General features: G+C 62.6%; 22 protein-coding genes. 1 reads left to right on the plus strand and 21 read right to left on the minus strand.

Features of this window, described 5'->3' with window-relative positions; genetic code table 11:
- Positions 1 to 21: 21 nt before the first annotated feature.
- From Q0877_RS10970 to Q0877_RS11055, 18 genes are all read right to left on the minus strand, one after another.
- A complete protein-coding gene (locus Q0877_RS10970) occupies positions 22 to 1,224 on the minus strand; it encodes a glycosyltransferase family 4 protein (protein WP_299167696.1) in 1,203 nt (400 codons plus the stop codon).
- A gap of 146 nt (positions 1,225 to 1,370) precedes the next feature.
- Entirely contained in the window at positions 1,371 to 2,093 is a 723-nt protein-coding gene (locus tag Q0877_RS10975; RefSeq protein ID WP_299167697.1) for a hypothetical protein, read from the minus strand.
- 410 nt (positions 2,094 to 2,503) lie between these two features.
- Complete coding sequence (locus Q0877_RS10980; RefSeq protein ID WP_299167700.1) at positions 2,504 to 3,742, minus strand: IS110 family transposase; 1,239 nt, start codon at positions 3,740 to 3,742, stop codon at positions 2,504 to 2,506.
- Positions 3,743 to 4,086: 344 nt separating this feature from the next.
- Positions 4,087 to 4,320: a hypothetical protein gene (locus tag Q0877_RS10985; RefSeq protein ID WP_299167702.1), complete on the minus strand. Its 234-nt coding sequence runs from the start codon at positions 4,318 to 4,320 to the stop codon at positions 4,087 to 4,089.
- Positions 4,321 to 4,331: 11 nt separating this feature from the next.
- Complete coding sequence (locus tag Q0877_RS10990) at positions 4,332 to 6,161, minus strand: ABC-F family ATP-binding cassette domain-containing protein (RefSeq protein WP_299167704.1); 1,830 nt, start codon at positions 6,159 to 6,161, stop codon at positions 4,332 to 4,334.
- Between the two features lie 53 nt (positions 6,162 to 6,214).
- Positions 6,215 to 7,162 carry a 4-(cytidine 5'-diphospho)-2-C-methyl-D-erythritol kinase gene (locus tag Q0877_RS10995; RefSeq protein WP_299167705.1) on the minus strand — a complete coding sequence of 316 codons (948 nt, stop codon included), beginning with the start codon at positions 7,160 to 7,162 and terminating at the stop codon, positions 6,215 to 6,217.
- Positions 7,163 to 7,252: 90 nt separating this feature from the next.
- On the minus strand, positions 7,253 to 7,381 hold the full coding sequence (locus tag Q0877_RS11000; protein WP_299167706.1) for a hypothetical protein: 129 nt from the start codon (positions 7,379 to 7,381) through the stop codon (positions 7,253 to 7,255).
- Positions 7,382 to 7,532: 151 nt separating this feature from the next.
- On the minus strand, positions 7,533 to 7,952 hold the full coding sequence (locus tag Q0877_RS11005; protein ID WP_299167708.1) for a MarR family winged helix-turn-helix transcriptional regulator: 420 nt from the start codon (positions 7,950 to 7,952) through the stop codon (positions 7,533 to 7,535).
- Between the two features lie 126 nt (positions 7,953 to 8,078).
- Positions 8,079 to 8,576 carry a DUF3618 domain-containing protein gene (locus Q0877_RS11010; RefSeq protein WP_299167711.1) on the minus strand — a complete coding sequence of 166 codons (498 nt, stop codon included), beginning with the start codon at positions 8,574 to 8,576 and terminating at the stop codon, positions 8,079 to 8,081.
- Complete coding sequence (locus tag Q0877_RS11015; protein ID WP_299167714.1) at positions 8,573 to 9,013, minus strand: phage holin family protein; 441 nt, start codon at positions 9,011 to 9,013, stop codon at positions 8,573 to 8,575. The genes Q0877_RS11010 and Q0877_RS11015 overlap by 4 nt, the downstream gene beginning before the upstream one ends.
- The gene (locus tag Q0877_RS11020) at positions 9,010 to 9,756 is read right to left on the minus strand and encodes a hypothetical protein (protein WP_299167716.1); all 747 of its coding nucleotides are present in this window, start codon (positions 9,754 to 9,756) and stop codon (positions 9,010 to 9,012) included. The genes Q0877_RS11015 and Q0877_RS11020 overlap by 4 nt, the downstream gene beginning before the upstream one ends.
- A 294-nt stretch (positions 9,757 to 10,050) precedes the next feature.
- Complete coding sequence (locus Q0877_RS11025; protein WP_299167718.1) at positions 10,051 to 10,359, minus strand: hypothetical protein; 309 nt, start codon at positions 10,357 to 10,359, stop codon at positions 10,051 to 10,053.
- Positions 10,360 to 10,614: 255 nt separating this feature from the next.
- On the minus strand, positions 10,615 to 10,980 hold the full coding sequence (locus Q0877_RS11030; RefSeq protein ID WP_299167720.1) for a nuclear transport factor 2 family protein: 366 nt from the start codon (positions 10,978 to 10,980) through the stop codon (positions 10,615 to 10,617).
- A 662-nt stretch (positions 10,981 to 11,642) separates the two neighbouring features.
- Positions 11,643 to 12,026, minus strand: coding sequence for a hypothetical protein (locus tag Q0877_RS11035; protein ID WP_299167721.1), 384 nt, complete (start codon positions 12,024 to 12,026; stop codon positions 11,643 to 11,645).
- Positions 12,027 to 12,219: 193 nt separating this feature from the next.
- Positions 12,220 to 12,612 carry a hypothetical protein gene (locus Q0877_RS11040; protein WP_299167724.1) on the minus strand — a complete coding sequence of 131 codons (393 nt, stop codon included), beginning with the start codon at positions 12,610 to 12,612 and terminating at the stop codon, positions 12,220 to 12,222.
- A gap of 197 nt (positions 12,613 to 12,809) precedes the next feature.
- Positions 12,810 to 13,796, minus strand: coding sequence for a calcineurin-like phosphoesterase C-terminal domain-containing protein (locus Q0877_RS11045; RefSeq protein ID WP_299167726.1), 987 nt, complete (start codon positions 13,794 to 13,796; stop codon positions 12,810 to 12,812).
- Between the two features lie 259 nt (positions 13,797 to 14,055).
- Complete coding sequence (locus tag Q0877_RS11050) at positions 14,056 to 14,790, minus strand: hypothetical protein (RefSeq protein ID WP_299167728.1); 735 nt, start codon at positions 14,788 to 14,790, stop codon at positions 14,056 to 14,058.
- Between the two features lie 184 nt (positions 14,791 to 14,974).
- A complete protein-coding gene (locus Q0877_RS11055) occupies positions 14,975 to 15,427 on the minus strand; it encodes a hypothetical protein (RefSeq protein ID WP_299167730.1) in 453 nt (150 codons plus the stop codon).
- Positions 15,428 to 15,920: 493 nt separating this feature from the next.
- Here Q0877_RS11055 and Q0877_RS11060 point away from each other — a divergent pair, with 493 nt between their 5' ends.
- Positions 15,921 to 16,811: an SRPBCC family protein gene (locus Q0877_RS11060; protein WP_299167732.1), complete on the plus strand. Its 891-nt coding sequence runs from the start codon at positions 15,921 to 15,923 to the stop codon at positions 16,809 to 16,811.
- A gap of 3 nt (positions 16,812 to 16,814) precedes the next feature.
- Here Q0877_RS11060 and Q0877_RS11065 read toward each other — a convergent pair whose 3' ends face one another.
- The 3 genes from Q0877_RS11065 to Q0877_RS11075 form a co-directional block, all read right to left on the minus strand.
- Complete coding sequence (locus Q0877_RS11065) at positions 16,815 to 17,288, minus strand: DUF2975 domain-containing protein (protein ID WP_299167734.1); 474 nt, start codon at positions 17,286 to 17,288, stop codon at positions 16,815 to 16,817.
- A 25-nt stretch (positions 17,289 to 17,313) separates the two neighbouring features.
- Positions 17,314 to 17,535, minus strand: a complete 222-nt coding sequence (locus tag Q0877_RS11070) for a hypothetical protein (protein WP_299167736.1) — start codon at positions 17,533 to 17,535, stop codon at positions 17,314 to 17,316.
- Positions 17,536 to 17,864: 329 nt separating this feature from the next.
- Entirely contained in the window at positions 17,865 to 21,647 is a 3,783-nt protein-coding gene (locus Q0877_RS11075) for a LamG-like jellyroll fold domain-containing protein (RefSeq protein ID WP_299167737.1), read from the minus strand.
- Positions 21,648 to 21,771 lie beyond the last annotated feature (124 nt).

The following is a 21,771-nucleotide window of genomic DNA, read 5'->3' on the forward strand; positions in this document are numbered from 1 at the left end:
GGCCTATATTGCGGAGCAAGGTCACCGGTGCGGACCGCCGCCGGCTACCTCAGCAAGAAGGTTGATGTAGGACTGTCCCAACGTATGTGCGTCAGCATTGTGCTGTACCCAGAGTCGGCCGTGGCCGTTCACCTGCAGTTGCAGCCGATCGTCAGCAAGCGTCCGCCACAGATCGGCCAAAGCCTTTGGATCGGAGGGTACAACATGGCCAGCGTCTGCGTCCTCAAGGATCTTCTTGGCCTCGCCGCGGACCATCCCCGTCACGTGCCTTCCAACCGACAGAACCTCGTACGTCTTGGACGGCACGGTTGTCTCGAAGGACTTCCAGTCGTCCCGAAGTGCCACAATGCAACTGTCAGCACTGCGGTAGTACTCCATCACCTCGGGACCGTACGCCGGATCATGGAACTCGACGGGTGCATTAAGAGCTGCGGCCAACGCCTTGAGTTCGTTGCGCTTCACACCGTGGCCCACCATCGTCAGGCGCACCCGGTCCCCCATCAGAGCTGCTGCCCGAATGGGAATGTCCAGGTGCTGGCTCTCGCCGTGATTCCCCAGGTACAAGACATCCAGGCGGCTTTTCTCGAGCGGTACGGGGTCGAGCTCTTGCAGACGGTCGATGTCAACACCGTTGGTGACCGTTGCAACATTCTTCAATCCGCGATCACGCAAGGTCCGCGCGAATCCATACGTCACGGTCACGACCAGATCAGCCCGGTCTTGAATGGCGATGATGACCCGTTCAGTGAGACTCTTCGCGCTTCCCTGGATGAGACGTGCATCGCGGGCTATGTCAGGCCAGGCATCCCGCATGTCCACCACCAACGGGCGCCTAAGCATTCGAGCAACCACATAACCCGCGCCGAGGATCGGCAGACTGGGCACTGTGACGATGACGACGTCGGGCCTGCGGCACATGGCTGCGGTAGGAATAGTCATGCCTGCAGAGAACAAATGGTCAATTAGCCGACCGATGCGCGTGGTCTTGTGCCAGAGGTAGGGAACGCGGCGAACAATTTCACCGTAGGCGCCCGTACCCGATCGAAAAGGACGGCCTGCTTCCCGCTTTGGCAGGGTGCGGCGACCGTGGGGAGCGTGGGCAACGGGAGCGACGACATCGACGTCCCACCCCGCAGCTCGGAAGGTTTGAATGAGCTGGGTCCATCGTCGCTGCGGTGGGCTGTGTTCCGGCGCGTAGGAGTGCGTCAGCAGCAAAACGCGCAAGAACTACCCCTTACCTGTGCCTGATGTCGATTGCGTCGAATCCATTCAAGATACTTGACATTCTAACGATTGCGATCCGCCGGCAATAAATAAGTGCCCCATCGAACGAATTTCCGTCGAATCGTTACCTATCCATACCCAACCAGCTAGGTGCGGCTGCCTCCACGGAGTTTGGAGTAGTAGAGCACGCCCAGACCAATGAGCAGCAGGATCACGAGCACCCTAGTGACCGGATGCTCGCCGACAGATACGTCATCCTGATCACTGGCGGATTCAGTTTGATCCGGAGCAGATGCGCTGGGGCTCGGGCTTGTGCTCGGGACAGTTGGAGATGGGGACGGTGTAAGGCTGGGTGCGCTCGAGGTCGGCTCTGGCTCCTCGGACGGCTCTTCGGAAGGTTCCTCCGTAGGCTCCTCGGGTTCAGGTTCAATCTCTACGACTTCCCCCGTAGCGAAGTCCAAACGGAAGTTCGTGTAGAAGCGGGTGGCGGGATCGATGAGGTTGCCAGTCCCAGGTTCGATCAGGAAACCGGTCTGCGGCTCAATCAGGTACCCGGTGGCAGGGTCGATGGCGAATCCCGTGGCGGGGTCAATGGCCGGGCCGGGTTGCTGCGCGGGTTGCGGAGGTGCGGGAGCGGGAGCCGGTGCTGGAGCAGGCGCCGGTGCCGGTGCCGGAGCCGGAGCGGGCGCTGGCGTGGGGCTCACCGGCGGGGGCTCGGGGCTGGTGGTAGGCGCGGGGGTGGGCTGTTGCGATGGAACAACCACCTCCGGAAGCGTGACGATTAGTTCCCCTTCCTGCGCCACGGCGGGGACTGGAAACCCGATCAGTAGGAGGAGCGCGCCGGCAATCGCCGCTCGGATCGCTTTCATCAAGTTTCCTTAGGCTCCGGCTGCCGCAAGTTCGATCGCTGCGCAAGAGAGCTGGGCGTCGTCATAATAGTTCTGCGTACTCAAGCGGAAGGCTCCCCTGTTTTCCAAGACTGACCCTCAATGGTATCCGCACAGTGGCATTGACGATTCATCGGGTGCGCGGTGAGGCCCGCAATGTCCTCCTAATGAGAGACCATCGACGACCCACACACCGCCTCCACCATTCTCCAAGGTTGGACGGATACGCTCACTAAGCACCCTTACCAAACGGGCATAGAGAGGTTGGCACAGATTATGAGGTTCATGAGGATCAGAATCGCCGTCCGCCATTTCTTGCGGCGCCTTAGGAAGAATGTTGTGGTGCTCGCTGGCCCTGACGAGTTTACGTACTAATACGAAAGTAAGGTGCGTCAGGCTGCGGTCGCGGGGGTGATGGTGACGTTGTAGCCGAGGCTTTTGAGCTTGTTGATGGCGTTGTTCCTGGCTTTTGCCGGGTCCAGCCGGGTGTAGTAGTCGGTGCCGGGGTCTTGGTAGCACTCGCCCTCGGCGAGCAGGTGCCAGGCAGCGGTAAGGATATTGTGCTGCAGGGCGACGATAGCTTTCATCGGTCCGCGGCGGGCGGCGATCCGCCGGTATTTGACGGATAGATAGGTGTCTTTGCTGCGGGACGCGGATAATGCTGCGGTACCCAAGGCCGCTTTAAGGTATTTGTTGCCGGGCAGGATGTGCGCGGATTTAATCCGGCCCGCGGATTCGTTCGAGCCGGGACAAACCCCGGCCCAGGACGCGAGCCGGCCGGGGGTTTCAAAGACGCTCATATCCGCCCCGGTTTCAGCGATGATCACATCGGCGACTTTCAGCGAGACTCCGGGAATGGTGGCCAGGAATTCCCTGGCTGCACGAAAGGGCTTCATCGCCTCCTCAATGCGGGTAGTGAGTGCCTCGATCATGCGGGTCTGGGCATCGATCTGGTCCAGATGCAGTTTGGTCATGAACGCGTGATGTTCCTTGAACCGGCCGGTGAGCGCATCAACGAGTGCGGGGACCTTGGATTTGAGTGTCCCCCGGGCCAGGCTGGCCAGAACCTGTGGGTCCCGTTCACCGGCCACGAGCGCCTCAAGCATCTCCCTGGAGGACACCCCGGTCAGGTCCGAAACCACCGACGAGAGCTTGATTCCTGAGCCTTCCAGGAACTTCTCCAAACGCTGAATTTCACGGGTCCGGTCCCTAGTGGCGATGGAACGACTACGGGTCAGATCCCGCAGCTCACGGATCGGCTCCGGTGGAATGAACGAAGCCCGCAGCAACCCATGCGCGGCCAGCTGCGCCAGCCACGCCGCGTCGGAAACATCAGTTTTACGTCCCGGGATGTTCCGTGCCGCTTTCGCATTGACCAGAACCACTGGCAGGGTTTCTTCGAGCAGGTAAAAGAACGGTTTCCAATAATCACTGGTGGCTTCCATCACCACCGTCGTCACGTGCTCGGACTCAAGAAAGTACCTGAGCTCCAGAATCTGTGACGTTGTAGCACCCCACGTGCTCACCGTGGTGGTAAAAGTTCCCGGACGTTTCCCGGGAACCCGCAAGCAGACCTTCGCGTCCCGTTTGGAAATGTCCATTCCCACAGCCCGCTCGTGCACGATGTCCATGATCGCTCTCCTGACACCCTCGAAATCCAATAACTGGTGTCTGCTACGGGGAGGACGGGGAATCAATTCAGGAATCTAACACTCGTGCTCAACGGCAACAATCCACGGTTCCCGTGGAAGTCCTCCACACCACGCTAGTCCACAGGCTCAACCAACAGCACCAAGAACAAATCGGCGTCGACCGTGGCAGACACCACAATCATCCACTCACAACAACCGTGTATCCAGAGCGAAAACCAGCACGCGAGACTTTCTATCGCCACGGAGCGTCAGCGACACTGAACCGCTAGTCCGATAGCACATGGTCCCGCACCTTCTTTCGAAGGTGTGGGGCCATGTGCGTATTAGCGTTTGCGGCGTTTATTCCACTTCCGTCGTAAGGTCCGCCAGTCGAGTGACGTGAAGCCGATATAGAGGCCCACGACGCCTGCAATCAGCATGACCACCACTGCAACGCTCGCCACCGTACCGGCCACCCCTGGCTCTTCAACGAAGAACGCAAAGAGCCGTGCAGCAACAACTATCGCTCCGAATCCGGCGACCAGCGCGATCTTCGCTCGACGTGGCTGGACCTTCATGAACATGAGCCTCACTCGCCGAGCACCTCGGCCGCCTCGAGCCACTGCTCCTCAAGGGACTCCTGCTCGGCCTGCAATTCCCGCAGTTTCGCGTCGAGGCCGGACATCTTCTCGAAGTCGACCGCCGCCTTGCTGCCGGCGTCGCTCATCTGCTGGTTGATCTTCTCAATCTGTGAGCTCGTCTTCGTCATCTGCCGCTCAATGCGGGTCAGGTCCTTCTTCGCCTGGCGAGTCTCCTCCGGTGACGGGCCAGCGGAGCCGGCTGCCGCCGTCGTCGTGCCGTTGCCGCTATCCGATCCCATCGGGGTGCCGGCGAGCTTATCGCCGGATACTGCCGCTCCACGCCGGAGCTGCAGGTACTGATCCACTCCGCCGGGCAGGTCGCGGATCTTTCCGTCGCCCAGTAGCGCCAGTTGGGTATCGGTGACGCGTTCCAACAGGTACCTATCGTGCGAGACCACGATCAGCGTTCCCGGCCAGCCGTCCAGCACGTCCTCGACGGCTGCGAGGGTGTCGGTGTCCAGGTCATTAGTGGGCTCATCGAGCATCAGCACGTTCGGCTCCCCTACCAGCAGACGCAGCAGCTGCAGACGCCGCCGCTCCCCACCCGAGAGGTCACCGACAGGCGTCCACTGCCACTCGTTGGTGAAGCCGAGTTGCTCCACGAGCTGGCTCGCCGACACTTCCTTCCCGCCGACCGACACCACCCGCTTCTCCTGCTCAATCACCTCGGTGACGCGGAGATGATTGACGTCATCGAGCTCGCGCACGTCTTGCGACAGGATGGCCGTCTGCACCGTCTTGCCGCGCTTAAACCGGCCCGACGTCGGCGCCATTTCCCCATTGAGCAGCCGCAGTAGCGTGGTCTTGCCGGCACCGTTGACGCCGACGATCCCGAGCCGCTGGCCCGGCGCCAGCCGCAGGGTGATCCCCTTGAACAGGGGCTTCGCCCCCAGCTCCAGCGAGACGTTCTCAAGGTCCAGCACGTCCCTACCCAGCCGGGCGGTGGCGAGCTTGCTGAGCGCGAGCGAATCACGCGGCTCCGGAACGTCGGCGATGAGCGCGTTGGCCGCCTCGATGCGGAACTTCGGCTTGGCGGTCCGGGCCGGTGCACCGCGGCGCAGCCAGGCGAGTTCCTTCTTCACCAACTGCTGGCGCTTGCCCTCGATGACGTTGGCCATGCGGTCACGTTCGGCGCGGGCGAGGACGTAGGCGGCGTATCCGCCGTCGAACCCGTCCACAATGCCGTTGTGGACTTCCCACGTGCGGGTGGAGATTTCGTCGAGGAACCAGCGGTCGTGGGTGACGACCAGCAGCCCGCCCTCGGTGGGACGCCAGCGCTGTTTGAGGTGCTCCGCGAGCCAGGCCACGCCCTCCACGTCGAGGTGGTTGGTGGGCTCGTCGAGCATGATGACGTCGTCGTCCCCGATCAGCAGCTTCGCGAGCGCAACGCGGCGCTTCTGCCCGCCGGAGAGAGAGTCCACGCGGGCGTGCCAGTCGACCTCGGCCACGAGGCCACCCATGACGTCGCGGATCTTCGGGTTGGAGGCCCATTCGTGGTCGGCCTGGTCGCCGACGATGGCGGCGCCGACGTCGAGGTCGCCGTCCAGCACGTCGTTCTGGTTGAGGTAGCCCACGGTGACGTCGCGGCGCTTGGTGACGCGGCCGTCGTCGGGCGTGGTGCGCTGGGCGAGCAGGCGCATCAGGGTCGATTTGCCGTCACCGTTGCGGCCGACCATGCCGATCCGGTCGCCCTCCTCCAGTCCGAGGGTGACGCCGTCCAGGATAGTCCGGGTGGCAAAGGTGACGCTGATGTTCTCAGCACCGAGCAGGTGGGCCAACGTGAATACTGCTTTCGTTATGGGGTTCTTGAAGTGGTACGGCGCTTGCGCGACTAGATGTAGTCGCTGACAATCCTCGCACCGTGGGCGGGCCCGTGCACCAGTTCGGTGGTGAGCCCGGCCGTGGCCAGGAGGGCGTCCACGGTGGAGGCGTGCTCCTCGGACTCCGCGAGGAAGGCGACCGTGGGGCCCGAGCCCGAGACAATGCCGGCGAGCGCACCCGCGTCCTTGCCAGCTGCGAGGATGTCCTTGAGTTCGGGTGCCAGTTCGAGGGCGGCGGCCTGGAGGTCATTGTGAAGCAGGTCGGCGAGCGCATGCGCGTCACCGGAGCGCATGGCGCTGAGGATCTGCGGGTCGATCTCCGGGATCTCGGGCGGTACCTCGCCGTTGGTGAGGCGAAGGTCATCCAGCGTCCGGTACACCGCCGGCGTGGACAGCCCGAAGGCCGAGGGCACCAGGACCCAGTGCAGCGGCGTCTTCGAGATCGCGGGCGTAAGCTGCTCCCCCACCCCGACTCCGACGGCGGTGCCGCCGATCAGCGCGAAAGGAACGTCTGCGCCGAGGTCGATGGCGATCTTCGCCAGTTCGTCGCGGGAAAAGCCACTGTTCCAGAGGGCGTCGCAGGCGAGGAGGGCTGCGGCGGCGTCGGCGGACCCCCCGCCCATGCCGCCGGCGATCGGGACGCGCTTGGTGATATTGAGGTGCACGCCGGTGGAATTCTCACTCAGCTCGGCCAGCAGGGCTGCGGCGCGGGCGGCGAGGTTGCTGGCGTCGAGGGGAATTTCCTCCGTGGGGAGGTTGAGGCTGCCCTGGCCGTCGACCGTGACGGTGATGGCGCCGTCGTCCGTGGCTGTAGCGGTGATCTCCTCATACAGGGAGACGGCGAGGTAGACGCTGGCGACGCTGTGATATCCATCTTCCCGGGGTGGACCCACCCGCAGGGAGACGTTGATTTTGCCCGGCGCCTTCACCCGTACGGCGCGGGGACCTGTTGCGCGCATCCCTGCCGTTCTCCCAGCCACCATGCTGTCCAACTTAGATCACGTCACGGCTGAGGAGAAACTGTCCGGGGTTCTTTGTCGAGTGCGCTTTCAGGGGCGACGGTTGTCGGCCGTTGCTTCGACGGGGACGGGCTGCAGGCGCTGCGCGCTGGCCCGGCGATCGAGGATTACTTTGGCGGCCACCGCGAGGAAAAGGACGGGGGCGGTGAGAATAGCCATGCCAATTAAAAGGTCGACGAGTTCCAAACCGATTGCACCAAGCTTTCGTAATTTTTGGACGCCTCATCCAAGTACAACGTAGGCGTTGAGGGGGCGGTTCCCAAATCCCGTGGCGGTGAGTCGTCGGTATGTGCCTCACCGCGTTTCGGTTTCACTTTCTCCGTTCGAAGGTCTGGATCACGGTTCGGGCGTGTTCCCGGAGGGAGGTTTGGCGCAGGGCTTCGGGGAGCTTCAGCTTCTCCTCGATGGATCTGCTTTCCTTCAGGAGGTCCTGACCGGTCGGGGTGATGGTGACTATCTGGCTGCGCTTGTCGGGCCTTCGGCGTGAGCGTGCCACGAAGCCCTTCCGGGTGAGGATTCCGACCGTTTTGCCGAGCGTTTGGGACTGTATTTTCAGTTCCTCGGCCAGTTGGACCTGGCTGAGGGCTCCACGGATGGCGAGCACTGACAGGATCGTGAGCCCTGCATACGTGACTCCGTAGGCGGCCAGGTCCTCGTTGTACGCGTTCTCGACGAGCCGTCCGGCGGTGATTACCAGCCGCGCGGTGAGCCATTGATCCAGGTTCGACATGGGGAACGCCTTCGAAAGGAGTGAGTGTGATGTGCCGGGTGCTTGGCCGGCCGGTTAAGACGCTTCGGCCGGTGTGGGGAACTGGTTGCACCCCTGCACCGGCCGAAATGGTTGTGCCTGCTGTGGCTAGGAGCTGCTGCCCTGAACGTTGTCCTTGGCGCCGCGAGCCTTGTCCTGGAGGTCGGAGGCCGCGTGCGTGCCTTCGTCCTTGACGGTCTGAGCCGAGTCTGTCGCGGTTTGCTTCACTGAATCGACGGCTTCGCCAGCCGGTTCCTTCAGGTCTTCAACCACCTGCTTTGCAGCGTCGGTGGCTTCGGTCATGAGAGGTTGGGCCTTCTCTTTGAGCGCCGACGCAGCTTCTGTCTCTTTTGCGCTGGCCGGGATGAGCGAGGCAGCGAGCAGACCGGCGCCGAAGGCGATCAGCCCGGCGGCGAGCGGATTGCCCTGCGCCTTGGTCTTCGCGGTGGCGGGTGCGTCGTGGATGGCCTCACCGGCATGGCGTGCGGCTGATGCGGCTGTGTTCGTTTCAGCCGGGAGGGTTTCTGCTGTGGCGTCGACGGGTAGTCCGAGCTCGGCGCGGGTCCGTGCGATATCGGCGCGGATCGTATCTGGTGACTGGCTCATGGTGTGTGCTCACCTGGTTTCAGGGTAGGAGGGATTTCTTTGACGGTCGCTGCCGTGTTCGGCATGCCGCGGATCGCTTTCAGTTCCTTCTTGCCTTTCAGCGCAAGGACTGCGGCCACGATGGCCCAGATGACGGCGACAATCAGTGCCGACCATCCGAGGCCGATCAGCTCGGCGAGCCCCCACATCAGTGCAAGGGAGAGGAACAGGAGGACGAAGTGCCCGGCGACGCCGGCTCCGCCGAGGAGGCCTGCGCCTTTTCCTGCCTTGGTGCCGGATTCGCGGAGTTCAGCTTTCGCCAACTCCAGTTCCAGGCGCATCAGGCTGGACAGGTCCTGGCTTACTTCTCCGAGCAGGGTTCCCAGTGACGCCCTTTCGGCTCCCCCAGGGACGTGCTCGCTGAAGGGAGTGCTCGAACTACTGACCGAGGAACTCATGGCTGCAAGCCTGTGCCGGGCTGATTGGACTCTGTGTCTGAGTAGGCGGCTACGCCCGCTGGTGGCGCATCGGCAGCCCACACGACGCCGTCGTTAGCGGTGCTCGAGGTGGCGCCGGCGGTCACCGGAGGTACGGCAGGCGGCTGGGTGGGAGCGGGGACCAATTCCTGCGACGCAGTGGAACTGCCACCGCCGGTGGCACCACGGGCGAACCTGCCGGCCAGAACGCCGGCGGCTGCAGCCACCAGCAGGAAGGTGCCCGGACGACGTCGTGCGAAGTTTGCCGCTTCGTCGAGCAGCGACGCCGGGTCGCGGCCCTCGAGCCAGCCCGCCACGCTGCCGGTGCGCTGAGCTGCCTGCTGCACCAGGTTGCGGGCAGGGCTTTCATCCGACTTTTCTGCCATGGAGGTCAGTCCGTCGCTGAAGGACCGGATGCCCTCGGTGACTTTCTGCTGTTGCGCCCCGGCCTGATCTTTCAGGCCTGTGCCGAGGTCCCCGAGAAGGTTCTTCGCCTGTGTGCCGGCTTCATGGGCGACGTTCCTTGCTTCGGTACCGGCGGTCTGCGCAACGTTCTTGGCGGCGTCGAGCCCTTCGTGACCAACCTCCGCAGCTTCCTGCTTCGCGGTGTCTTTCGTCGAGTCTTTTGCCGTTGGCGAGGTCGATGCTTGACCGCCCAGCGTCTCGGTTACCGGTCCGGAGGTGGGAGGTGCGACCAAGGGGTCGTTTGACCAATCTGTAGCCATCGTTTCCTTCAATTCTGTGTGGTGCTGCGCGAGTGGTGCAGCACGGATCTGCAAGAGCAACCGGCGAGATGCGAACCGGAAAGAGAAGCTAGCTTACTGTTCATAAGATAAGCATGCTTATTGTATCTACGCAAGAGCGCAGGAGGCCCAAATAGCGGATTGCCCATCCTGCACGGCTGCACTGAAATGAAAGTTGACCGGGGCGGTGAGCGTCGCGCTCCCCGCCCCGGTCACCAGGCGGTGGTGCGCCGAGCTCCGCCCCGACCCGAAGGCTGCGGCGGAGCCGGCCTATGCCTACTTGGAGTCGTTGTAGTGCTCGCGGCTGCCGGACTTCGCGAGACCACGGGCGATCATGTAGCCGATGGTCAGGTAGGTGATGTACTGCATTGCCTGGTGGGCGTCGAAGATGTCGTTCGCGTCGGAACCTTCAGTGCCGTCGCCGACGACCGCTGCAGTGATGATGACAGCCAGAACGGCCGCAATGTAGACGAAGAACTCGGTGGTCTTCGTGGAAATCTTTGTTTCGGTGCTGCGCCGGGTTGCGTGATCAGTAGTCGAGTGATCCGTGGTGGTGGCAGCGTTATTGGACGTGTTTGCAGACAAAAGTGTCTCCTGTAAGTAAGTGTGGCTTGATGCCGATGGCCGGCGCTAGAGAATGCGTTCCGGCGGAGAGGTTCAGAAAAGCCGCAGTTTGCTCTACGGGTAACCCCTACATCTTTGACACTACCCGTGCACGGACATAAAAGCAAAGTGAGCTTACTAATGCGTGCTCGCTTGGCTGCTCGTCTTCTTCGCGGCTTCTGAGGGTAATTCAGCGACGGGTGACTTGGCCGCACACTTTCGGCCATCGCGGCATAGTCATTCTGGAACTGGGGTCTGCTGGTAGGCGGCGAGAGCCCAGCCGTCGTCTCGCCGGATGTAGGTGCTGGCCATCAGCCCGATGAACGCCGGAGACGGGTCGTCTCGGTACGCTTTGCCGCGGTAGACCAACACGGCGGCGGAGTCGCCGAGCGCGACCAGCCGTTCTTGGTCGATGTTGTAGGAGCGCCACGGCGGCGCTTCGCTCAGTGATTCGATGACGTCTTGTCGGCCGAACACTTGGCCGTGGGCAAGGATCATCACGCCGTCGTCCGTCATCAGTTGGCCGTAGAAGTCTGACCCAGTGCTATCGCACAAAGACTGCCAACCCCGGTGCTCCAAGTCCAATAGTTCCTTGAGGCTCATACGGCCATGGTATGTCCCCTCACCTGCTGTCCACTGGTCAACTCTGGCTCTGACCTATGCAGTCAGAGCGCGCGAGCTGCACCGCCCCATAGCGTCCCCGCTGCCATATCGACGTTGGCAAATCACCCCTCTGGTCGGGCGCGGGATGTCATCTTGACTTGATTCCGTGGCGTTCGAGGGCGTGAGTGTAGGCGGGATCGTTCTCACGGATTTCTGCTCCTGCATCTGCCGTGACGGGGTCGTCCAGCAGGCCAACATCGGCGCGTCGGAGCCAGAAAGCCCAGCAATAGCCGCTGCCTGGCCCACTGCACCATGCTTTGAGGGGAACCTGATGCCCATTGGATAAGACCCATCATCAAGAACCTGGTCCCGAATCCATGATGCGAGCAGTGTCGTTACCTTGCGTCGGCCGCTGGTAACTTCGGCCAACGTCATGCGAGACGGTCATCCGGGCCCACGACAAGGCTTCCAGCAGCGCAGTTGTGGGATCCTCCGCTGCATAAATCTACGTCCGGGAGTATCGAACCGATACCACGCTGACCGGTCATCACTGAGAAGCCCACGCTCCTGCGGATTCAGCGACCCGTAGGATTCCTTGGCCACGCGGTAAGCCGTACCTGGCCCGTCCACCAGGGCAAGACCAGGCTTCCCGCAGATCCGCATTAACCAATGAACCCGTCGTCGACCATCGCGGCGGCGGCGGCAGCGGTCTCGCGGAACTTGTCGTCCCGGATCGCGTCGATCGGTGAATCGTGGTCGAGCCACGGGTTGGCACCGATGAACCACATTCGTGCCACATGCTCACCTTCGGCTTCAGAGACCAAGATCCATTGGGCGTACGCGAACTGGAGCCGTTTCACGGCGGCAGGGCTGGGGTTCGGGCCGTCCTGCTGTGCCCATTTGTAGCTGATTCTCCGGTCTTTGCTGCCAGCCAGGGCAGCGACCAGGGTGGCGCCTAGTGCGGCGTTGAGGCGACGGACGATCTCGCGAATGCCGAGTCTGGCTGTTCTGGCGTGGGCTGCGCCGGTGGTGGTTGCGATACTCATGGTTTCTCAGACTCCCTTGCTGACCAACCTCAATCTACCTTGTTTCGCTGTTGAAAGCGACTAAAAATCTACACTCGATTCGATGAGTCGTTACCACGAACGCAGGAGTACCTTCGCCGGCTGCCCCGAAGAGGTTGCCATATGAGCTGTTATGGCGTTTCAAATGCTCAGGCGGCGCGACACTGCGGAGCGCTCAGGTTCTTGCCCAGTGACAGACGGCGGGGGCCTCTTCTGGTGCGGCTGGTCCGTAGTACCCTCGCCCGCCGGGCGCGCTCTCGCACAACTCATTGGCCATTCCCTTACTGAAGATGTAAGCGGGCGGGAAGGCTGCGACGAGCAGCAACGTCACGGTGCATAGTGACATTGCCCATGCCATCCGGTTCGTCGCAGCTCGTTTCATCAGAACACCGGTCACTACCGCGGCCAGAACTGCTGCGAGGAAAGGCAAAAACATCAGCACTTGACCCCACACAACACCTGCTCCTGTAGCAAAGGAGCTGATGTAGCCAACTGAGAGAACGATCAGCAGCAGTATCGGAAGAAAAGTGATGATCAGCACCACCATTACCAAACGGCCGGGCATCATCGAACGAACCGACGCGGGTAGAACCGTTGCCCGCGGTGCGGTATTCAACGCTGCTCGTCAATCAACAAGTTTCCCCAACTTCTCCGTCGCACCCCCGACGCTTCGTTATTCACACTACCTCCCGGCGGTGGCTTCAAGAACGGCCACGTCGGGTGGCTGCGAGACGCAACCACCCGACGTCGTACTTCAACGAGGGATTATCCGGTGACCTCGAAGGTGATCGTCTCGGTGTATTCCTGGCCGTGAACGTCGGTTGCGGTGACTTTGGCAGTGTGTTCGCCGACGGCCAGGTTCGTGGGTAGCAACAGGCGCCACAGGTGAGAGGTGCGGTCGTGGACGCCGCCGCCGTGCACCAGCTGTTCCAGCGTGGCTACCGGATCGGTGTATTCGGCACCGATGAGCGGTACGTCGCCGGCCGTTATCGACTGGCTACGTGTTGCTTGAGTGGTCTCGCCGCCGTCAATCGACACCTTCACGGTAGAGCCGGTGGCGCCCATCCAGAAGTTGGTGGTCAGCCAGGTCTCACCGAGCTCGCCCTGGGTAACGGCATTGGGATTCTCCGGAGCTGGCGCCCTGCCCGGCAGCTCTTTGTACCCGTCGAACCGGGCGCGATAGGTGGGTGAGTTGAGGCCGAGCGCCATCTGGTCGGAGCCGTCGTCGCCGGTGGCCGTGAAGCGTTCGCGAAACTCCGTGTTCTTGATGTCCAAAGTGAGGACGCCGGGAGGTGTGCCGTCGCGCTGCACTGAAGTGGGGTATCCCTCCTCGATCACGCGTCCGTTGTACCACTGACCGGAGACGGCGGGAACGGTCAGATGGGTGAACGGCAGGCCCTTTTCGCCGACGTCGTCCAGCCATCCAGCCATGAGCTCGCCCTCCCGCAGGTTTTCCGACATATGGGTGTGGCCTGCTACGGAGATCACTTCGCGGCCTTCGAGAATCTTGTAGATCTCCTCCAGCGGGTCGGTCTCATGGGTGTCGTTGTAGAAGAACTCAAGCAGCGGGCTGTGGGAGGCCAGAACAATGAGCTGGTTCTTCGGCACGGAGGCGATGTCCTGGCGTAGCCACTCAAGCTGGCGGTCGCTGAGGCCGGAGTCGTAGTTGTTGCCGGACGGACCCGGGTACACGATGTTGCTCAGCGCCACAGCGTGGGCCTTACCGGCGTCGTAGGAGTAGTATTCCGGCACGAACTGGGCACGGAAGGTGTCGAACTCATGCTTGCCGTCAAGGGAGATCTTTGGGATAAAGGCGAAAGGCGCAAGAAACTGAACTTCCTGTTGAGTGATTGCCCCCTGTATAGGCGGGGAGCACTATCGACTCTTTCCCGGCGGAATGAACGGGAGTCAAAGGAAGGGTGTCTTGTGTGCCAGCTACCGGTTTTAGGAGGCACAACTCCTGAAACCGGTAGCTAGTCAAGAACGGCTGGCGCTAATTTCCTTGCATCGATCAGGAATTCGGCATCACATACACAAGCAGGAAACGCTTGCTCTCCTCGGCTGCCTGTTGTCCGCGCTCGGGTGCCCAGGTCATGAGCCCGTATTCGTCGCCTGCCAACGCCGGCGAGATTTGGATATTGAAGGTGTAGGAGCCGTCAGGACCAGCGTACACCGTCGATTGGTCGAGGAGCTGCTGATCACTTTGGGGTGCTCCGAACACGACCTCGATGCGCTCGCCGGGCGCATAGCCTGTGCCGCCGATCGTGAGAGTCCCGGACGGGATACCGATCGCCGGTCCTGGATAGCCGGCCTGCGGATAGGCGACGGTGCCGTTCTCACCGTTCGGGCCTGGTGTTCCGTGGTGCGGGCTGCCCGGAGGAACGTTGGGGTACGGGTTGGGCTCACCGTGAGGCGGCGGCACGAACGGTCCCCCTGTGTTGGGCTCACCGTGAGGCGGCGGAACGAAGGGGTCACCCGATTCCGTGGGCAGCGGCTCGAGGGTGGGTGCTGGTGGCTCCGGGGCTTCCGTGGTGGCCTCGTCGCTCGGTTCCGGTGATGGCTCGGGTGTGGCTTCCGCGGTTTCTTCCGGCTCAAGGGTCTCCGTCTCCTCCGGTGTCTCCGACGGTGCGGGGGTTTCGGAAGCCGTCGGGGTCTGCGCGGCGGGTTCATCAACTGAACCGCCTGAGCAGCCGACAAGGAGGGTGGTAGCTACGGCTAGAGCGAGGACGGAGGGCAGCTTGGACAAGGGCGTACTTTCGGAACGAAGGAAATAGGAGGTGGCGAGAAATCGCCTGGCAAGAGCCCTGCAGAACTGCATCCCCACGTAAGGACGTTACCGCCCGGAACGCCTTCCCAACAGCACGGAATCATCACGTGAGCAAACCGTTATGCAGGCGAGGAGGCCGGCGTCGTCGTTCTCAGCTTTACTCCTACCCATTTGAGGCATCCAACTGCAGCCGCAGCAGGCTCGGTGCGCCTGGACGGGGGCTTTCGACGCGCAGGTGAATCCGGTGACCGTCGTAGGTGGCGAGGGCAGAGCAGACACTGCTCAGGCCGACCGCGCCGTCGGTCCGCTCGCAGGTACCGTCGAGTTCGAATTCCCAGCCTGCCGTCTCCGCCAATTGCAGAACGTCCTCGGCGCCCAGCACCCGGTCGGCCTGCCACGTGCGACTCAGGGTTGGACACGGCTTGTTGTTGAAGCAGATAAACTGTTCGCGCTCAATGTGCTGCGAGACTTCGGTCCAGGCCTCGGGTATCTCCAGCTGGTCCGCAACCGAGCCCAGCCGAGTCGCCACGGAATCGCGGTGGGTCTTGACGAAAAGGAAAGCGCCGGCCCACACGAGCGCCATGATGAGGAAAAGCGAGACCGCCAGCTTCCGCATGCACTCCCCCGAGACGCGTCGAAGTTTTGTCGAGCATATAGAAGGCGGCAGTGTGGCGGGAAGCGTCGTGACCTAACCGATAGGTTGGCGTTCGCTCAATTCACCTTGAGTCGGCGGCTACACGAACAGGCTCCACGTTCAATACGAGGGTGCTGTGCGCACCGGGTTCCGGGCTATTGATCCTGAAGCTGTAGTCGTAGCCGTCCCGCGATCCGGTAGCTGAACAGAGGGTGGTGTTCCCGAAGACAATCTCATGGCGGACGCAGTCTTGATCCAGCGTGAAGTCCCATCCTGCGGTGGTGGCAAGCGCTCAAACTGGTCCACATGCTGTACGCAGGATTCGCCAAGTGCTCCGGACTGATGGGCGGGCACCGGATGCCGGTCGCCGCCGTCGTCCTTGTGCCGGGCTGTGGTCAGATGTACGGTCGATGGGTATGGTAAGCATACTGATGAATTGATTGTTCATCTGACGTTCCAATCCTAAGGAGACGCTATGAGCACGAGGATCGAGAAGCAGATTATGGTCAACGTTCCAGTGAGCGTGGCCTACAACCAGTGGACGCAGTTCGAAGAATTCCCCCACTTCATGAGCGGGGTCAAGAAGGTAGAGCAGCTCAGCGATGACCGCCTGCAGTGGGTAGCCGAGATCGGCGGTGTGAAGCGCGAGTGGGAGGCGAAGATCGTCGCGCAAGAGCCTGACCGCCGCGTTGCCTGGGCAGCCACCGAGGGCGCCACCAACGCCGGAGCAGTAACGTTCGAGGACGTCGGCGGCGGGCAAACCACCGTCCGCCTCGAACTCGAATACGAGCCCGAAGGCATGGTCGAGAAGATCGGTGACAAGCTCAACGTCGTCGAGAAGGAAGCCGAAGGCGACCTCAAGCGCTTCAAGGAATTCATCGAGGATGAGGGCTACGCCACCGGCGCATGGCGCGGAGCCGTTGCCGGCGGCGCTGTCGGATCACCCACCGTCACGGACGCCGCGGCATCACGCGGTGACAGCGGCAAGGCGGGCATCTCCGGCAAGGCAGCAGCTGCCGGAATCGGAGTGGCCGCAGCCGCAGCGGCTGGTGTGGCCGCAGCGGCGGGCAGCAAGAAGGACAAGGCCGACGTCGACGTTGATGCCGCTACGGTCGACGTTCCGGTCGTGCCCGTTCAGGACACCACACCACCGGACGTTACGCCCGTCGTCGGCGGTGCGCCGGTTGATGTGGCTCCGGAGACCGCGTCCGAGCGGCCCCTCGGTGAGCCGTTCGACCAGACCAATGGCCTGGCCGACACTGACGGCGAGTCCGACGGTCTCGCGGGCAGCGACACCCGGAGCGCAGCGGATCGCGGCGAGGACGATAACCTCGGCGGCGGCTACCTGCCTCCGCACCGGCAGTAGGTTCTATTGCACGTACGGCGGCTTCCTTCGGGAGGCCGCCGTGCTGTGTTTAAGGCGACGTTTCCCAGCAACCACCCCACCGATCAGGGCCAGGGAGACGAGCAGTCCGAATAGCATTGCAGGGCCGCCGATGTTTTCGACTGAGCCGGCGTGCACGCAGATGCCGGCGAAGAGCAAGGCCATGAGGCACAGAGACACTGCCATCAGATCGATCCATCGTTGTGAGACGTCGCTCAAACGCCGCTCCTCTTTCCTGGCCGTAGCGAGTAGTCGCCATGCCGCCAGCAACGCAACCTCGAAGAAACCGATCGCGACCACGACAGCGGTTGCATACGGGATTTCGAGATGCGCAACCTCGGGGTAGCGGTCAGCAGCATTGGACGCGACCTGCGGAACAACCACAAGCTGAGCCGCCAGGGAACCTACAGCGAGTACCCCGATCAGAAGGCGGAAGAGTGCAACGTGCTGCCTGGTCATGCTGGGACCTTTGTCCCAGCTGACTTCAGGGCCGCTCATCAGGGTTCTTCCACCCGCCGCGGTGCGACATCGACGGGGCGACAGGCTCGGGCGCCCTCCAAACCACGATCAGCGCAGTGGCCAGCGGGCCCACCAGAAGCGAGACCAGGAACCACACCCACCGGGAACGATTCTTCTGCTCAGCGAGACCAGCATTGATCAGGGCCAGTGTGAACCAGAAAAAGCTTGAGCTTACGTAGTCATCCATCGCTCCACCCCCATTACAGGCCATCAGACCTAACTTCTCGAGCCTAGCGGAGGGTCAATCTGAACGCTTCTGCGGGAAGGAGGGCGCAATGCTGCAGGTTCTAGCGAGGCCGTCCGAGGGGTGAAGCGAGTTTCCGGGGATTCGCTGCGCCGTCGTCGTCGTGCTGGGTCAGAAAGTGCGGGATTGTGTCCGGAGGCGGGCGGGCTTTCCGCTGAGCCGCTCCTGTGAGACGACGAACCCGGAACCAGCTTGACGCTGGGTCCGGGTTCATCTGTCACTCATGCAACTGCGGGCCGCTCACTCACTGCAGGAGTAAGGCCGACAATCGGTTACTTCCCGTTCGCCTTGAGCACGAAGGGAGCGAACGCTATCCAGTCAACGTCTGGCGCAACTGCGTAACCGGGTAGAACGGTGTCGTCGCCGGTGCTTGGCGTAGCCCCCTCGTCGATGAACAGAGTAGGCCGCGTGTTGCCGAAGGTGATCTCCCCCTTGTTGGTTGTGAGATCCAGGGGCATCACTGCTTCCCAGAAGTTCGTGGAGGTGTAGGTATACCGGAATGTGGTTCGTCCAGCGAGACCTTCAACTCCCTGCTCGTTGGCCTGAAGCCCCAGGTCCACCACCTGCGGGTTGTAATCGTGCGTTCCTTCGATGTCATCGTTCGAGAAATGGACGATGGCGTTGTAGGCGCCCGCCTTATCGAAGCCCTTGAGCCTCGGAATGGTCAGCTTGCCTTCATCCGCGGCATTGCCGTTGGTGATGCCCAGTCCCTGAACGAACCCACCGCCGCTGCCGTTGGTCAAGGCATCGCCAAACCCGGACACAGCAGCCGTACCGGAAAGACCAACGGTCTTCAGGTCCTCGGCCTCGATGCGGATGATGCTCGCGTCACCCTCCACCGCGCGGGTGGTGGTGACCGCAGCGACGTTGGCCGTAGCGTTGCTCGTCAGTTCGAGCTCCGAAATACCCTCGGGCAGGTGGACCCGGACAGTGGACTTCCACGCCGGTGCCTTCGCGTTGAAGGTTGCGGCTTCCCGTCCGTTCACGGTGAGTGTGGTCTTGGCTCCACCCGGGCCATCCCACGCGACCGCGATATCGTAGTAGCCCGACTCGTAGGTGGAGGGGTACAGATCAACCCGGCTACCCTCGGAAAGGCTCGCGCTCCCCTTGGCCAGCGTCGCGCCGTCGATGAGGCGGAACGTCGATGCGGGGTATTCCACCGACTCGGAATTCACCGAGTCGCCGACGCGCACCAGCTCGAACCGGTCGAGAGTGACGCCGCCCTGGTCGCCCGCTCCGGGCAGCAGTGTGGAGCCGTCCTTGCTTGTTCGCAGGCTGAGAGTGCGTTCGCCTGCTTCAAGGTGCACGTAGACCTCAGCCGATCCGCGTGCCACAGTGCGCACGTTGCTGGGCTTGATCGCATTGGCGCCATACTGCACCACCTCGGAGAACGCGTCATCCACGAACAACGCATGCTGCGCGGCGGCTCCGGGCGTGGCTCCCAGAACCTGGAGGCGGTACAGGCCGGCGGTCTTCACGTTCACGGTCCACTCGGCCCGCGAATCGACCGCCGAGAAACCGGAAACATCCCGGTCACCTGAGGCGCGGTAGCCCGACGGAGTACGGACCGACGACGCTTGCAGGCCGGCAGTCTCCGCCTCGGTTACGTGGCGCTCTCCCTGAGCAGCCGCGGCTGCTTCCACGTTGCGTTCCGCCGCCGGGGTCACGATCACCTGGTAGGCGCTGCTGGAGTTCGCTGATGGAATTCGCAGGTCCACCTTGCCATCTACAACGGGCAGTTCATCGGCCGCAACGACCACCCTCGGTGCTCCGGCGATGCCGTCGGTGCCGCTCACAAGGTTCTCGCGCACTTCCACATCCACGGCGCCGCCGAAGGTAGCGTCGTCCAGGCCGGTCAGTGACAGCGCTCCGTCGCGTCCGGTGGGGATCCCGCCGACGATGACCTGGCCGCGCTTCGACTCCCGGTCAACGGCACCGATAGCCAGTTCCCTGCCGGTGGTAACCTGTACGGTACGCGATCCGGTCAGGTCTCCGTACCACTTGAAGAGCCACCAGCCGCCGTTGGCCGCGTTCACCTTGGCTTGGTTGTCGGACATAGTGCCCGACGCCGTCCAGTACGCCGTCTGCGCATCGACCTTCGCCGCCTCGAAACCGGCGAACCACCGCAGGAGGTTAGCTGGTGAGCTCATGTCGGTGCTGGCGCCCCACTCGGTGATGTTGATCGAGGGGATCTGCTCCGGCGAGAGGCCCACCTCGGCTGCGTACCGGCGGAACAGGGATGCCCTGTCCGGAAGCCACTGGTATCCGCGCAGTTCGTGCCAGACATAGATGTCCGGCACGGTGTCGGTTGCGATGGCCATATTCAGGACGGTCTTGATGTTTCCTTCTCCGCGCCAGGCGGCGTCACCCGGTCCCGCGATCTTGGGTCGCTCGAGTCCGTACTTCGCGTAGGTCTCGGTGATGACGTTCCAGGCGGCAACCCAATCGGTTGCGCCGTCGGGCGTGTAGCTGTTGGGCTGGTTCCCCAGGTGCATGAAGCGGTTGTAGAGGTCGTTCGTGTTCAGCCACTGCAGGTCAACCTCGTTGAACGGGATGAAGACGTACTTCTCAGGATTATCGGCTTCGCGGGCAACCTCGTCGACCACAATCTCGAGCACTTCCAGGTAGTCCCACGTGCCGTTCGCGGCGGCGGTGTACTCGCCGGTCAACCGCCCGTCCTCCCCGCGCGCGTAAGTGCGGTCATCTCCTGGCCGCTTGCCGCCGTTGTAGGGCCAGTCCGGATAGTAGTCCTGCGTATACAGGTAAAGATCTTCGCCGTACTTGTCGAAGAAGGTGTCCTCGATGTTGAAGGCGTCGCCGCCGGGATGCTGTGTTCCGAACGGGGGCTTCTGCGAGATATTCGTCATCGCCGCGCCGTTCACCAGTGCCTGCGTGGGTGAGCCTTCGTCGCCGAGTCCGTACAGCGTTCCGGACGCTCCACCACGGAATTCCCCCGTGTCCTTGGCGAAGTCGACCACCACGCCAGTGGTGGGGCGCTCGGAGACGGTGACGTTCGCAACCAGCGGCTGTGCCCATCCGGTGATGGTGCCCCTAACGGTGAACGTTGCGCCTGCGGTGGCGTAGGCCGAGGAAGGCACGGCGTCCCAGGTGATCGCGGCGGTAGTCGCCGTCCCTGACTCGCGGGTCACGTTCACGGTGCCGGGAAGGGCCGGCGCTACGCCCGCCGGCGTCGACACGTCGAAGTTCTGACGCTCCACTGATGCGACTCCTCCTACGTAGTCAGAGTAGATCCCCGATACCTGCTCTGCAGTCAGTGCAGTCTTGTAGACAGCGAAGTCGTCGAAGGCTCCTCCGAAAAATGCGGCCCATGGGCCCGACCAGGGAACACGTCCGATCAGGCCGGAGCGGGTGCTGTTGGCGGCGGCCAGCTTGCTGAAGTCGAGGCTGACTGCTTCCTTCCGGATCAGGTCGCCGTTGATGTAGTAGGCCACCGAACTGCCGTCGGACACCGTCGTGAGGTGCGCCCAGGTATTGGTTGGAAGTGGATTCGGCGCGACGGCCTTGACCTCGGTGCCGGAGTTGGCGACGGCCTTCGACTGACCGCCCTCATTCGGAACCATGTACAGGCCCCAGTTGTCCGCCGGCAGTGCGTCGCTTCCCACGATGTAGGCCCAGGGAAGCTGGTTGGCGTTGGCGCCGTCCCACTTGATCCAGGCGGAGACGGTCATCGCCGTCGTGTCCTTGAACAGACCGGCCGGAATATCCAGGTACGGCTTGTCGCTGGAGGAGGAGTTCTGCGCTCCCCCAGGGAAGAGACCAGCCTGCCCGGTGGCGGAAGAAGGTCCGTCACCGCGGCTCAAAGCTGGAGCATTCCGCACTCGGGCATCGAAGGCGTTTCCGAGGGAACCCTCGTTCTGGATCACTCCGGCGGAGGCATCTCCGTCGAAAGTGTACAGAATGGCCGGTTCCGGAGGCGCTTCTTCTGCACCTGCTGCAGGAATGCTCACGATGACCGAGGTGGCCGCCAAGGGAAGCCCGGTCAGTACTGCAAGCGCGGCCTTCAGGCCCCGCCTCTTGCTGTGGGAGTCTTTCATCTAAACCTCTACGTTGAGTAAGAACAATTATGAAAGCGCTATCATCGGTGGGGCCAGCCTAGCGCGGGCTCACCCAAGAACGCTAGTGCTATTTCTACTGCGACACATTTGACGGGCTCGTTAC

This window comes from uncultured Arthrobacter sp. (genome assembly GCF_947495145.1).
In the GTDB taxonomy this organism is placed as follows: domain Bacteria; phylum Actinomycetota; class Actinomycetes; order Actinomycetales; family Micrococcaceae; genus Arthrobacter_D.